The sequence below is a fragment of the Candidatus Buchananbacteria bacterium genome (assembly GCA_013359225.1).
Classification (GTDB): Bacteria; Patescibacteriota; Patescibacteriia; order Buchananbacterales; family UBA6539; genus JABWCG01.
This window is the reverse complement of sequence record JABWCG010000002.1, coordinates 144,416-161,703: the sequence shown is the minus strand read 5'-3', so window position 1 is coordinate 161,703 and position 17,288 is coordinate 144,416. Positions and strand designations below refer to the sequence as shown.

The 17,288-nt window shown below is 48.0% G+C and carries 1 protein-coding gene; it reads right to left on the bottom strand.

The window, feature by feature from the left end; genetic code table 11:
- Positions 1 to 9: 9 nt before the first annotated feature.
- Positions 10 to 17,280: a VWA domain-containing protein gene (locus HUU49_03860; GenBank protein ID NUM25725.1), complete on the bottom strand. Its 17,271-nt coding sequence runs from the start codon at positions 17,278 to 17,280 to the stop codon at positions 10 to 12.
- Positions 17,281 to 17,288 lie beyond the last annotated feature (8 nt).

The window sequence follows — 17,288 nt, the reverse complement described above, 5'->3', positions numbered from 1 at the left end:
CTTGATTAATTATTTAATGAAAGTATAGCGACAGTAAATCTTGCTAGTTGAAGTATAATTACCGCCCGCCCAAACCGCTTTCGGACTGTTGTAGCGCGGACTGGTTACGCTGCTATAGTAGGCTGAACTCCAGAGCCGCTCTTCAATTTCTTGGAACGGATTAGTAATTTGCGCTGAACCGTTTGCGCTATCAGACCAGCCGGATTCGCTAAAACCAACCTTGTTCCAGTTTGTCGGCGCCGGACTAGTAGTATCATTTACCACTAAACATTTCAGCGGCATATCCGGAGTATTCGTACTGCCGGAAACCGGATCGGTCCTTAAAGCCGTGCCGCTTAAACTGGACGCATCACATAAACCACAGCCGGTGGTAGTACAGCTCGGATCAGTCACCTTGGCAAACGCTCCCCTAATCTGACGATATGCCTGAGCGTAATCTGGATATGAACCGCGGGCTTTTTCGACGTAAGCTTCAATTGCAATAACGTTTTCACCGGACGCAATATAATCATCAAGGCTGACAAACACGTTGTCAATCACATCCGCCGGCGGGTTGCCGCTTACATATTGCGGCAAAGATAAATTACCAGTAACCAGTTTACCATTGATATAAATATTTAGGTAGTCTTGAGCGCCAAATACCACCTTGCAGCTATTGATCTCACAGTCGTCCGGCACGCCACCCAAGCCGCCACTGTCCTGATTGCTGCCGCCCTGGCAAGTGTCGCGTAACACATTGGACGCGGCCGCATCACAAATATACCCGTTGGTTAGCGAGCCAAAACGAGACGGGCCACTAAAACAACCAACTGCACACAGACCGTCATTGTCCAAGTCATTATCCGGATCATACGGACAAACATCAATTTCATTACATAAACCGTCATGATCATTATCTTCACAGTTTTGGCAAACGCCGGCAACGCTACATGAGCACGACGTACCGGAGCAGCCAACCGTATCATGACACTGGTTTGCGCCGTCAGTATCTTGATTATTCACCACAGTAACACACGACAATGTTGAGCTGCTACAAGTTGTACAAACTGCCGTACAGGCATTATTGTTTGGTGCACAGCTGAAATTCACGCCGCCACCCTGATCTTGACAGACACCACAATACCCAGCACCGCCACTACAGGCCGAAGCGTTTGATTGGCACTGGAAATTACCAGCTGAAACCTCAACACACAAGCCGCACGCCGTGCCAGTGCCGCCGCAAAAAGCCGCTGGCTGAGCATTACAAATCCAGTCAAACTGTGTCGGTCCGGCGCTAACATTACACGTCGCACCAGCTAAACAGTTGCCGGAACAAACGTTACCCGCCGGACAATCAGTGGTTTCCTGACAGTCAGCAAAACCATCACAATCATTATCTAAATTATCCGTACAAAAACCGACTTCACTGGTTTTCTTTTGGGCCGTACATTCAGTTCGCGGCCAGGCGCCTAAAGCGTTACAGGTAATTGTTGGAGCAGCGCAAACGCCCTTGTAGTTTACTGGATCCAAAGCGCCGCACGAAATTTGTTCTCCCGGAGTGCACTCGTTTATACAACCATTATCAACGATTCCGTTACAATCGTTGTCGACGCTGTCACCGCACACTTCAGTTGAAGGCGGCAAGGGCGTACAAGTATCCGTAATCGTACCGCTCTGGCAAACGAGCTGGCCAGTGGTCTGGCAGGCGCCAACACCACACGTTGGACCGGAAATAACAGCATAATCTTCATCGGTTTGAGCGTCACAGTCATTATTAACACCATTGCAGGCAGTCTCCGGGGCGCCTGGATAGATTTGAGAATTAGAATCATTACAATCAGTGCCTGGTGCGGTCACACAGCCCTGACCGGCCGGCGGACAATTAACAGTGCCCTGCTGGCAGTTAATCGTTACCGAACTGCTGACCGCGCTGTCACCGTCGGTATTACAATAGTAATTTACAAAAACTGGCGGCGGAGCAATACAACGGCCGTTGCTACAGGTATAGCCGGCACCAAGCGTCGTACAGTCAAAAGCTGGCGACGAAGAAACGGCCTGAGTGCCACTGCAAGTCCATTCAGTTAAAGTGGTGCCGCTGGCACATTGATCAGTATGAGTATAGTTTGCACTATCAACTTGTCCGGAAACCGTGCCAATCGTCGTATAGTTAGCGCCGCCGTCAGAGTCGCTGCAGCTATTAACTCCCGCCTGTAAAACACAGGCACCATTGCTACAAATAGTATTTGCAACGCTGGCACAATTATAGGTTGATGAAGTAAAGTTGGCACCGTTACAGCCATATTCCGTTAAAACATTGCCGGAACACGAATCAGTTCTTGGCGCAAATACGGCACCGCCAACGCCGTCACTAACCGTTCCCTGGGTGGTATACACCGTGCTGCCGCCATCCGTATCCTGACATGCGGCGACCGGAGCACAGTCAGTATCATTAGACGCCGTACAACCGGCCGGACAGTACCCGTCCCCATTACTACAAGCCGTAATCGGCGTATGAATACAAGTTGCATTACAAGTCGCCGCACCCTGGCAGACATCAATTGTTGATGCGTTGCTGTCGTTACAATCAATATTAGCATTACAATCCGGAACTTCGCAGCTATACGTCGCCGCGCCACAGCACAACTGTCCCGGCAGACAAGCACATTCATCCGGACAGTTAGAACAGTTCTCCGCTCCGTCGCAAGTGCCATTATCGTTACAAACCGCGCCACAATCAGAATCGGCACTGTCAGTCTGCCCGTCACAATCATTATCCTGACCGTCCGTACAAAGTGATTCAAATCCAGCCTCATATGTTTTGCCGGTTGAGGCGGCATGGTTTACATATGTTTGATAATCACAGCCCGGCCAGACACCCGGCGCCACACAATTTTCCCGCGAACCACTACAAACACCCTGCTGGAATGGGCAAACTTTTGAGGATGGCACCGTACAATCATTGGAAGCGCCCGGATCAACACAACTCATACCAGAACAAACAGTACCAACCGGACATTCAAGCCCGTCGCCATTAGTTCGGGCAACGCAGCTGCCGTTACTACAATATGTACAGGCGCCAGAACACAGACCACCGTTTAATCCGGTATAAGGTACACACCGCTTAGCAGTGGGCGAACAAGTCTGACACGTACCACCACAGTCAAAACTATCAGTACAACAAATGCCGCCATCCGGCGCAGTATGGCCGTCACAATCGTCAACGTCCGCACAATCGGCCAAACCATCACCGTCTTCATCGCCGGCTTGGCTGCAATTTTCAGCTGAAACATTTGGCGAGCAGTATGCTGTTGCCGCCGGACCAGTACAGGCCCAACCGGCCGGACATTCGCGACCGTCACCTGTTTCGCGATTAACACAAGTACCATTGCTACAAAAACTGCAAGTACCTTCGCAATTACTGCCATTAATGGCCGTTACCGCAACACAAACATTGTTAGAACAGGCGTTACATTGCCCCGTGCCGTAAGTTGAACAATCAGTTCCCACCTGGCAACAAGTCACACCGTTAGGGCCGGGCTTTCCGACACATTCAGGATCAGCGCAGTCAGTTCGGGAATCAACATCATTATCAATGCCGTCAGCACAGTTGCCAATTCCTTCTTGGATTGTTCCCCCACCTCCGGGATCAACACACCCGATATCCGCTCCGTCTTTAGTGCCATCACAGTCATTATCAATATTGTCAGTACAGTTACCGGCGGCAATTAACTCCGCAACCGGAATATTAGCGTTCGCCGGATTACAGTCAGCGCCGCCGCAAGACGCGTCCATCACGCCGTCATTATCTTCATCACACGTCGTACAATAATTCACCGCCGCGCCGCTAAAACTGGCTTGAATGCCGCTTGGCAGCCCAACCAATTGCAAGGTGTGTTGGCCAAAATCAGGATAAGACGGATTAACCGTGCCGCTGGTACAAATGTTACTTGGTAAATCAATAGTTTGATTCGGATAGCTACCGCCCGTGGGCGATTGATATGGCAAATCAATCGGAGTTGTCATAACACCATCAACCAGAACGGAAAAACTATACCCCAACTCCTCAACAATCTGATCATAAATTGCACCATAAATATCTTCAAAAGTTAAACCACCTTCACCAAAACAATACCCACTATTACAGAAATTCGAACTGCATGAACCACCAAGACAGTTAGAAGAAGTTAAATTCACTTCTGTGGGGTTAGCGGTCTGAGTGCCTCCCGTAAAAGCCGCGCCATAAATAACAATATTATAAGGTGCGCCCTTGGCAATATCAGAATCATTTGTAAAACTAGATGAGCTCGCAATACAGCCAGTACAAACACTTGCGGCTGAACAGGTAAATTCATACGCTACACTACCGGGACAATCAGGACAGCAGGTTCCCGAACGATTTGTCCAAGTAGTACAGGCTCCCCAAATATTTGTCGCTGTGCACTCCTGGCAAGCAGAGCCATTACAAGTATACGCACACGTATGTTCACAGACTGGCACTACGTGACAGTTACTACCGTGATCAAGGCTGCCATAACAGACTGGTTCACCTGGACCATAATTACCATAAGTATAATGAGAATCACCGTCCGTCATAAAAATCATAATACGATTACCGGTAAAACTGCCTAACATTGTAGTTGCTTCCTGAACTGCTTTATCCGGTTCAGTACCGCCAACGGCATCATATGCGTTGACTTTAGCGATCAAGTTTTGGACATTAGTGGGGTTATCAACCTTCACCAATGGTGAATCAAGGCTTTTATCAGTGGAATAGCTCACCAAACCAATATGAATTTTACCGGCAAAGGCGGTAGCAGCAAAATCATTAATAGTATTAATTATTGCTGCCTTGGCGTCAGTAATTCGGGTGCCGGCCATACTGCCGGAAACATCTGTTACAAAAACAATACCCGTATCCGGCAATGAGCCGGTAATATCAATATCAAAACTAACCTCTGTGCTGTTAGTGATACTACATTCCGGAATATAAAAGTAAACCGGAGTGGTATTTAAGAAATTATGAGAAGTTTGGCCGGTGGGCGAATTAAAATGAATAACTTCCGAATCATACCCATTGGCGTCACAATATTCCGCCGGCTCAAAATTTTGGCAGGAATTATCACAACCAGCGTTGCCACGTTCACAGTTTTCCTGAGGCGCCTGAACGATATCATCACCACAATATCCCGCCTCTTCATTCTTTACTTCCTGACAGCGGTAACACCAATTACAATTATTCAAACCATTGCCAACATTGGAATCATATCCGGGATTGCAGGGTTGGTCGTTAATCGTACTGCAGACAATCGGGCTTGAGGGATCGGAAGTTAGGGCATACTTACCACAGTCACACGCTTCCCCGCCTCCCGGGTCGGTAATACCGTCGCCACAATTAACCAGTCCAACACGAAATTCATCACAAATGTCACCAATACCATCTAGGTTAAAATCTTTTTGTCCGGTGTGGCTTGTGCCATTCAGGTCTTCCCAAGCCGTGCCGCTGGGGTTATAACAAGAAACTTCAATGCCGAACTCATCTGTACATTCAGCACCAAACGGTCCGCCCGGACAGTTGTCAATGTCATTAATATTTCCCGGGTTGCCCGGCCAAGCCGTGCCGGAAGTACAACTACTAAAATGTTGCTGCTGGTTAGGAGTTAAGGTTGTCACGAACATTGAACTGGTATAAAACGGATAATCACCATGACTATCGCCGTCAAAATCAATACAAAAATCACAAATATATCCCACGCCGTCTCCGTCATAATCTTCCTGGTACGGATTATAAGTAGCCAGACTACCAGTCTGTTGGACACAACTACCGGCTCCAGCGCCCGCACAAATGGTATTGCCGGCCGCGCCCGGACTACACTGAATAGATAAATCACCACTGCAATAACCAAAACGATCATTTGAAACGGTCAGACCTACCGCACAGTTGTCGGCCAAACAGGTGTTGGCGGGAGTATTTTTGTCCCAAAAACCATCACGGTCTAAATCAGTACACGGGTCACACGCGTCGCCGATGTTGTCCAGGTCATAATCACACTGACCATTGGTTCGATTGCTATGGCCATCCAGACAGCTGGCATTGGCCGGATTATACACGTTGCGGCAAGTATCCGAACTGTCGCAAACACCATCAGAGTCGGTGTCGGCACCGCACGTCGCGTCGCAAACGTCTCCTTTTCCGGGGATACCTCCGCTATCGCGCTGATCAGGATTATAACAATCACGAGGGTTAGCTTTACAATCCAGGAACGGATTACAGTTATCGGTTCCGACATCCACATCACAAATGCCATCATAATCAGCGTCGCCCGTACAATACGTACCAGGACCGGAATCCGGACATTCAGTTACCTCTCCGCTATTACACTCATCGTTTTCCGGATCATTAGTACCGCCATAACAGCGTCGGGCAGCGCACTCAGCCGGACTCACTCCCCCGCTAATTGTTGCCGCATCCAAAGTAAAGTTTAATTCACGACACTCAACATCAGTTGATGTTAATGGCAATTCATATAAATCCGCTTCCGCTGAAGCCAAACAGGCACCGCTGGTACAGTCGGCATTCACCGTACAGCGGATTGTTTCCTGATCGATTTGAATTGAACCGTTATTATTGGTATCACAGAAATACCCCGGCAAACTGCGCCAGCTGCCAATTTGATCATATTCAAAAGAAGTATAAAGCGCGTAGTCACCACCGCCGTTAATGGCGTTATAGGCATACGAGAACATTTGAGCCGGGCAGCTGAACTGCTTGGTAATTTCATCCCAGCAAGTTACTTCCTGATCTGGATCAATCGCCAGACAAAGGTACGGCCGGCTGCTGCAAGCATCAACATCACCAACCAAACAGAATGTTCGTTCACCCGAGTCAATAGTACCGCTTTCATTATCATCGCAATAATGATCTGAACAACCGACAAAACGATTAATCGGATCAACATATAGCCGCCCGCCCAAGTCCGCTCCAAGCGTCTGCTGCCAGCTTGGCCATTGCGAGAACGTCGTGTTTGGAACGTAGGTACCGCCGCCCAGGGTCGGATAACCACCCTTAGTCTGGCCGTATCGATTTAAGGCCAGCTGCAAATCACGCAAGTCACCATACCGCTCGGCATCGCGAACAATTTTTTCCTTATTGGCATTACAACTTAAGTTCGGACATTCAAAATCATTTTCACAATAAATTGCTTCACACATCTTACCCAGACAAACTTCAAACTGGCTATCCCAATAACAGCCATACGTAACGGCGTCATTATTACAGGCGGCGGGGGTTCCTAGTGTTGAACAATAATCAAAATTGGACGTGCCAATACCACTACAGATGTTAGTCGTGTCTTCAAAGTAGCCATAAATATCACAAACCCGATGGTTTGAAACGTTTGCATTAAAGCTCCAACGGCCAGTCAGCTGTTCCGGATCAAGCAACCGATTGAAAATTTCAATGGTATTATTTGACGCACCCTGGCTATAGGACATCAAGTAAATATCCGACCATAACGCATTGGCCCGACGATTAGTGGCACCAACATACACGCTACGGCCTTCAGCGACCGACTGATAATTATCAGTAATAGTTTGCTGCGGGTTACCTCTGGCCGGCACATTGAAAACGCACTCCAAAACATTTGGCTTCATCAGTCCGGCAATTTCCGAAGCGCTTAGCGCCCGATTGTAAATTTTGACATCATCAATTCGGCCAATCCAGTTACCCTGATAATCATTATCAGCTCGGTGACCAATTCGTAGCGGTGTATCAGCGCTATAAACAATAGACGAAATATTTGTCGCCGTACTCGATTTTTCTTCACCATTAATATAGAGTTTTACATACTGCCCAGGCTTAAACACACCAGTTACTAATACCCACTGGTCTAGATAGTTTTGAGCAAAATTATTAGCATAGGCACGAACTACCGAGCCGCCCGAACCAAAAACCGAAAAGTAAATTTGATCGGCGGGTGGACAAGGACTGCCGGCGGCATTGCTGCATCCCCAGTCATCTCCTAAAGTCCAGCCGGTTTCAGTGCCACCGCCGCTATTCCAATCATATTCGGAAGCAATAATGCCAAGACCTCGTTCATCAGGGTTGGCGCCGCTTAGTCCTTCATTAAGATTAACCCAGGCGCTTACCGTTAACTCTCCAGAGACCTGCAACTTGCTGTTACTGGCAACCTCAATCCACTCATCAGCACTTGAGAAATTCGCCGCCTGACCAAACTTGCCTGGCAGGTACGGAGCGTTTGTGTTTTTCAAACCATCCAACTCATTTCCGGAGTAATCAGCCTCCACCCCATCAAGCGGATAATACGCAATCAACCCGTTGTCATTTGGCACCAAACAATCAGCATCGCTGAAACACAGGCTGTCAAATTCGGCCACCCCGCCGCACAAACCGGAACTGTACCACGTTGTTGGCGACAAGTGGAGCGGATTTTCCAAAACTCGAATACCAATTGCATCGTTGGAAGTGTTCTCCGAAATAACCTGCCAACCCAAGAAATGGAAATTGGCGTCACACTGATCATCAAGCGTACCGCCAGAGGCCAGACACTCTGGATTACATTTACACCAATCATTAGTCCAGCGAAATTCCATGCAGTAGGTTTCACCCGCCGTTAACTGGCCTAGCGACACCGAACCGGTTTGGGGGTTAGTTTCATCATACGGCAGTAACACAGCAGTACCGGATTTTTGAGCCGGCGACGCCGAACAGGTGCCGGTCCGCAAATACACATCAATATTAAAACCATTATAATTTACATTTGAATCAAACAATGCCGGATTTGGCTGAACGCGACTCGACAAGTCGGCACTGTTTCCCCAGCCCGGGGTCGGATAGTTGTAGCCGTCAATTTTTACGGCGTAATTCCCGGTTTGAGCAACGGTAAACTGATAATTACTGCCCACCCCGCCGGTCCAGGTTTTATTGCTTGGCGTCCGGTCATTAACAGTTCGGTTAACACCGGTTGAAGCAAAGGTGAAAATAAAATCTTTAATCGCGGGCGACGCCGGATTATTTCCCAATACCAACGGATCTTCATACAGGGGCGGCAAATCGTCATGGACTCCCTCTTGCCCCTGGTCACGACAATACAGCATGGTGAAATTAGTGTCATAACAATTATTAGCGTCATCACAATTAGTATCAGAATCTTCAAACACTTCTACACCGGGCCAAGGGTTATTACACATGAAGTTGGTAACCCGGACCGTCTGGTTAACTGCCTTATCGCCGCCACAGTCGCCACAAGCGCCGGCGCTTTGTGGATCACAGAAATTTGGCCCGTCACCGCAATGGTATTCATAAGCGGTAATAAAGACATCAGAATCACCATTCTTATTGTTCGGCGTGACAAACGAAGCATCGTTAATAAAGTCCGTTGCGTCTGAATCGGTGAGATAAATTAAATCGTCATTCGGGAATACCGCCCACTCAAACCGTAACCCAGTCGGCAAAAGCGGAATTCGGCCACCCTCGTTATTATGAATGTCATAACAGACGGTATCATATAAATGCTGGTTACCGGCCAAATTTTGCTCAGTAGCCGGATTGCCGTTTGCGGCGTCGTCGTCAAACGGCGAGACGGTCCCAGAACCGCAGTCATCACCGGCACAAGTAAACAAATCTTTAACGGTTTCCGAGCCACCAGTTGTCGGGTTGATGGAAACGCTGACATATTCACATTCACAAAAATCAGTGCCGGAACTAAAGCCCCACTCACACGAAGTCTGGCCGTTACAGGTATTTGCTTCGGCTAGCGTCATGCCGTTAATATCTTGCAAATTGTTTTGATCAACTCTTACTTCGTAATCCTGGTTTGGGTCAAGAAAGCCCGTGTCAGTATTAAGGCTTCGAACGATCAGCTGGCCGCCAACACAATCAAAATCGTTATGACAAACGCCAAAGCTATCAACATCTGACAGGTGTTCTGGGAAATGACAGAAACTGTCATCGCCACATTCACCCTGAACAATGCGGTATGAATAATTTTTCACCAAGCTACAATCGCCTCCCTGACACAATCTGATGCTGTCGGCGCTAAGCGTTTCCGTATTCAATGGCCGTGAGAACAAGGCCCAAATACCAACGTTCAAACATTGGTTAGTGGCACCAATTGCCGGCTGATGACCAATAACCGCAAAATCAACCTGTGAACCGGGTACCACATGCAGCAACCCAACGCCAACGGCATTTGGCTGAATCGTCGCAAACGCTTTAATTTCTTCATTTACCTCAGCCAAAACAGTCGGCACGGAAAGGGTGTTAACCACCTGGTACGGGTCAATCAAAGTGTCTTGTAATAAGGAATCTTCAATCGCACCGGCATTTAAACACTCCGCGCTACACCCGGTAGAAAAACAGGTTCCGCCACTACCGCAAGCTGAGCCAATGACTGTACAGGTTGTACCGTCTGAAGTACAAATCCCAAGCGCCAATTCACAGACGGCTGTTTTAGGATTTGCACAATTAGAAAGATCGGTTGGAATACAGCGGCGACCATTATCGCTACACCGGCCACCCAAATCACACTCTTCACCTTCTTCAATCACCCGGTTACCACAAATTGGAGTTTCAAAATTATTATTACCACTCACCGAAGTTAGGTTATACGGATCATAACCATCTTCACATGCGGCCGGACTCTGATTAAAATCAAACTCGCCCGCACGGTCAGAACGGCAAATCGCAACGTTTCTATTTTCCACTAAACACGGCCTGGTTTTACAGGTACTACCAGTCCAATAACAGGTGTTAGCTGCCGGAAATGCCGTACAAGCTGTTCGATCCAGTCCAGTACAAGCAGCGATTGGATCAGTGCCACTACAACCATCGCCGGAAGCAACCGGAGAACCGTTTGAAAAATCGGCGTCATCACATTCTTCGCCAAGGCCAATCTGGCCGTCGCCACAAATCGACAGCGCTGCCGGCACTGAACCGGTATACCGGCAGTAATCCGTACAACCGTCTGCCTCATTGCCGTTTGGCTCTGTTCCCTCGTCACACTCCTCACCTGGCTCAACCACGCCATTACCACATACATCATCAAGTCGATAACCGCCCAAAGCAATCGGCGTATAATTATCATTACCAATCAGCAAACAGTTGGCACCACAATATCCGGTACTTGGCGGCTCACACTCTTCTCCCCGATCAATTTTGTTATTACCACAAGTCGGCGCGGTCGTTCCTTCGTTCAGACAAACGCTCGAGCAACCGTCGCCATTATCTAAATTACCATCATCACAATCCTCGCCAAATTGCAGCAACGCATTGCCGCAACCGTCGCGTAATGGCAACGCAAACTCAGCCGAGTTCAAGAAGGTCGGTGGCGGTGTCGGATTTCCAGTCACCTCTTCATCATCCCAATTCCAATCGTAGTAAAACGGATTTAACCGCTGGCCGTAACGCGGATCACATACGTCAGGCTCACTGCGTGGCTCCGAGCTATACCTCACACTGGCATCTGATTCCGAGTAATAATCATCCGGATTAACATTTACGCTGTCCAGACTGCAAATCTCGCTGGTGTCTTGTGTTCTAAAGACCCAAGAATGAGAATCAAGACGGCTGCCAGTGTCGGGATTTTGGTAATCGTAATAAGGATCGTCAAAATTTAAGCCAGTCAAAGCCAAGCCTTCGGCGCTGGTTACCGTATTACGAACCACGACACGATAATTAGTATTCGGCAACAAGGCGTTCACCATTGGCGTGGACGGATTGTTGTCATGATCAATCAAATTATAGAAAAGCGGCAGGTTGATACGAAAAGCATCATTAACATATTCTTCAATATAGGAATCAACACTCACCTCAATCGGTTCAAGGCTATCAATTGCACAACTATAGTCTAAGCCACATTCGTAGAGGAAAATTCGGTCAGCACCTAAATCAATTGCCTGCAAATCATTAACCGTATTCGGATCTGCCGACTTACTGAAGCGTCCGCCAATGTCGGCGTTCAAACATGCACTACCGCAATCAGGCCAGCGTTCAACGATCACAAACTGATTACCGCCGCCATTACCAACCAACAAATGCCCCTCGCCCATCGGCCCAGTATCCACCGGCGAATAGCCACCAATCCATGACTGGATATATGTTTCACCGTCTTTGGTGGCTGCAGCAATCTGATATGGACTGATATTGTCAGAATAAAATCCGCTCGGATAACCGGCATTTAAACACTCAACAGTACAAGTATTGGCAATACACACACCGCTAGTGCCGCACGCCGAACCAGGCGTCGGACAAGTTTGACCATCGGTCGCGTTGCCTGGGTCAAAACAATACGTATCACGCGGCTCGCAGGTCGCTGTCGCCGAATTCGCGCAATTAGAAAGATTACTAACTGTACAAGGTTTATTATTATCACTACACCGGCCGCCAAGATCACACTGTTCACCAAGCTCGGTAATCCGGTTGCCGCAAACCGAACCAACATTACTGTTGCCAGTAGCAGTATTAAGTGGCACCGCTACATATCCAGTGTTACAGCTGCCACCGTTTTGTGTAAAATCAAACTTGTTAGTGGCAACTGAGCGACAGACGCCAATACCACGATTTTCAATCAAACAAGTCGGGCCACAACTGATACCGTCGCCGTTATAATCACCGCTTGACGGAGCATCACCATTCAACCGCTCGGCTTCATCACACTCTTCTCCCCGATCAATTACGCCGTTGCCACAAATCGCTGCCCCAGTAGTACCGCTCAACAAGCAGGTTGCCCCACACCCAGGAGTGTTTGGATATTCACACATTTCAGAAAGCTCAACAATGCCATTGCCACACACTTCCAAATCATAATCAGTATTACCAACCCACAAACAGTCCGCACCACAATAATTTGATCCGGGAGTTTCACACTCCTCACCGGCGCCAATTTTGCCATCGCCGCAGGTCGGCGTCACTGTCCCTTCATGCAAACAAGAATTCGAACAGCCATCACCATTAACCAGATTACCATCGTCACACGATTCGCCAATTTCAATTACATTATTGCCGCATGACTGGCGCAAGCTACCCGGCAAGCGCTCAGTACAATAATTTTGCGGCGCGGTACTCAAAAGGTTTGCTACTTCGTAACCACTACAAAACGGATTATCAAACTGGCGAGAGACTAAATTAGTATCATAATCCCAGCTCCAAATATACGGATTTAACCGCTGGCCGAATTCCGGATCGCAGGCATCGCCGGCAGTGCGGGGACGCGAGGCATAATTAATAGTAGTATCAACCGGTGTTACTTCGTCTTGTGGGAAAACATCAATACGATCCGGCAGACAAAGACCGGCATCAGCCTGGGTCTTGAAAATCCAAGAATACGAATCAAGGTCGCCGGTACCACCAAGCGTCGGATCGTCAAAATTCAACCCTGCCAACGGCTTATTGTCATTGGCGCTGACTGCCGTATTGTTGATAACTACGCGGTAATACGTATCGGGCAGCAAACAATAATCATATTTTCCATCATCATTAACGTCAAAGCACGGCATGTCACCAACAAAAGTGTTTGGTGCTTCATCCGGCGCTGGAGCAGTTGGCTTACTAAAGCTCGTAACTTCATTGGCGGGACCAATCTCACAATTTGGATTGTTATAGCAGATATACAAAGTCATTGCGTCAGTCACACTCACCGCATCCATCGCCCGACTGAACGTCGCACCAATTCTGGCATTCAAACACGCCGTACCACAATCAGGAAACTTATCAATAACATATGGCGAGGTTAAATCAATTGTCAGCTTACCTTCACCATCTTTCTGGCCGTCACTAAAGGTACAGCTCGCGATCACGTCAACCGGCGGATCAGGCAGTGTTTCTGCCAAGGCTTGTGTTGTTGCTTCATTGCCGTTTTGGTCAATCACCGTGGCCCGACCGTCGGAAGTTGTCCAATCCCAAGTGCATGATCGATCCGGATTCATCAAAACACACACAAAATCTTCCGGTGACACATAGGCATTCCAGTCATGTTCAGCTCCTAAGTTGTATGCTGTTTGATATGTCGGTTCAACATAAACACAGGCAACGCGGCTAAGTTCATCACTGTCACGCGTCTTAAAGACCCAGCGGTAATTATTATCAATACTGTTACCAATTAAATTGACACCATTGGTGCCAAAAATTTGACTCGTATTTAACGTGACCTGGTACCAATAATTCTTAGTTAGCAAGGCCGAAGGTTCAAAATCAAAACACGTTACCGCCTCACCAAGATAATCACAGCCATGAACGTCTATGCCGTTATCGTCAATAATTTGCTGGGCACCACAACTAGTCGGATTAAACGGCTGACTCGCCTCATTACATCGCAAGACGATTACCGATGTTTCGTTGATGGAATTTTCAACCATCTCGGTAGTAAACATTGCCGTAATAATCGAATCAACCGGAATCGCACCGTCGTCAGGTCGAGCACCACTCACCGTATAACCACCCGCTCTGGTGCCGGAAACATTATATGGTGACGGACTGGAATAGCTGTCAATGTCACAAGTGTTTGATCGGTTACAACTCTCAACTACCCGCGGACCAAACGATGTCGTATTGAAAAACCATGTATACGTCGAACTGTCTGAAACCTTTACCTGAGCCTCACAAAAACAGCTGTTTGGATTACATTCATAATCGGTTGGACAAAAATCGTTATCCGGATCACAAACCGGCGTGCTAATATCTCCGTCGCACAAAATGCCCGGATAACAATAACAATCTAATTTTTTCGCATCATACCCCGGGTCACCGACCGAAGCGCTGTAACAGAAATAACTCTGTGGACAGGCACTGGGTTCGCAACTGGGACTGTTTGGATCGGCATCACAAGGAACCAGAGTTTCACACTGACAAGTTTGATTACAAAAAGTTCCCGTTTCACACAAATCAGGATCGGGGCTACAAACGTTAGGGTCACTACTACAAGCAAATTGAGTGGTTGGTTCACAATTACAAGTCGTTGGATTGCATGTCTCGCCGTTATTACATAACGCGCTATTTGGATCACAAATACCCGCTTCATTGCTACACGATCCCGGCTTAATCCCCGACTGGAAAAACCAGCCGTAAGCTGAATCGTCACCAATCGAACTGACAGGCTGGCAAGTACAATTACTATTAGGGTCACAGGTATAATTATCCGGACATGCTCCATCATTAGGGTGACAGGCCGGATTTTGAACATCAGCGGCTAAGGTCGGATCGTCACAAAACTGGGCTTGATAGCAGTGACAAGCAAGCTTGTTTGGATCTGGCTGATGGGTTCCATCGGGCAACGGGTTATAACAAAACCACCCAGGATCACACAAACCCTGACTCGGTTCACAACTGGGTGTGCCGGTGTTAGTATCACAGGTCTGACGCGGTTCGCAGTTACAAGAACTATTACAGAATTTGTCCGGCGTACATTTTGACTGATCCGGACTACACGTCAACTGATCGCTGCTGCACTGAAATTGGCCGGGAGCGTTGGCGTCGCCAACCGAAAAAGTTTTAGGGTTACTAAACTGGGTTTGATTTTTAACCCGCAGACCAACCTGAGCCGGATCCAGATTCGGCACCGTGGCGCCAGTTACCATTAAACCATCAGCAACCGGGGTACCGCCGGCTAACACCGAACTGAAATATACTTCACTGCCAGCATCAAGGCGCAGACCATGAATCACAACCGCATCACCGGGCTCGCCACTGGATGGCACAACCGTACAAATACCGGGGCGCTCAACATCGTTACGATCAAAATCGGCAATCGTATTGCCCGGCAACTCATTAGTGGTGTCAACCGTACCATTGTTCGCCCGGACCATAATTGGTCCGTCCTGAGCATCAGGAACAACAGTGACAATTTCCGTATCGGTCCAATAGTTACTGCACTGAGGGTTAATTGAAGCCGGATTGAGTCCATCCTGATTATCGGCACCACCGTCATTTGGTGCGCCCAAAAAAGTCACTGTTCCGGGGATATCGCCAAAATGACGGCCATGAACCGTTATCAAGTTACCCTGTTCGCCGTTTAACGGCGACACCCACTCAATAACCGGATTACACGCTTCACAATCATTACCACCACAATTCAAGCCGGTTTCATCGCCATCTTGCACCGCGTTACAGCAATGACCGGCGCGAATGGTAAATTGCAACTGATCAGTCGCAACATGACTATCATAATCAGACGCTCGCGCCTCCACGGTCACAAACTCATTGATTGCGTATGTTGAAGTGTCCCAATTACCAGTAGCAAAACCTTCCGGTGGTACGCTGACATTAGTATCAGTACTAATCAAAACACCGTATGTTGTATCAAAAAATTGAACGTTATCAATACCATAATCGTCATTGACCAACGCCCGCAATTCGTTAGTTGTGCCCTGACAAATCTGGCGATCAACCAGCTCAACCGTCGGACCGGCGATGTCTACAAAATCCCCTGTGGTAAAACTGCCCTGACAGGGGTCCGGAAAACCACCACACACCAAGTTCTGACCGCCGCACTGAATTGATCCGGAATTCATGGCAATGTTAAAGGTGGTGTTTGCCGGAAAACAATTCAAAGCATCTTGTGGCGCGGCGCAAAAAGCGGTGGGTCTAATCTCAACCACGTTGCCAACAACCGTTCGGTTAACGGCCACCGGATTTCCGGTCGTCGTATCAATAACCTGGATTTCATCAACCCCGGTAATTGTGGGCAGATTAAACCGAACTCGCACCACCGCGTTCATCGGCTGATTTGGTGGCGACGATGGTGTAATGCTTACCACGCCGCATTGCGCAGGACCCGGACAACAACCGTTAATGCTGCAATCAACCTGCCAACCGTAGTTACTGCCAAAATCGGTACAAACATAACAGCCATTCACTGCACCAACATCCGAAGGTTCATCACAACTACCCGGAGTAATACCACCACCGCCAGCACCAGTCGCATTAATCAGCTGATTAATGACAAAACTAGTGATGGCAAACGAAGTAAAGATAATGACTAACCCAATTACAGCGTTGGTTAAAATCTTTTTAGCCGTTGCAATCCGGTCCGCATTACCACCAGCGGTCATCCAAATAAAGCCGCCGTAGAAAATAATCACGATGGCTAACACTCCCAAAAATCCAAGTATCGCTCGAACGACATTCATGACCGATACCCGCAGATCCTGGGTGCCCAAACCGGAGAATGTGCCGTATCCAAGACCGGTTTCTAACGCCAAAACTGAACTACCAACTAAAAAGCTGCCAAGAACCAAACCAAATACGATTGGTAAGATTAATTTTTTTATTTTTGATTTTTTCGGGATCATTCCCTTAA

Coding starts and splice junctions, on each gene's coding strand:
- HUU49_03860 (NUM25725.1), bottom strand. CDS start 17,280: ATGATCCCGAAAAAATCAAAAATAAAAAAATTAATCTTACCAATCGTA.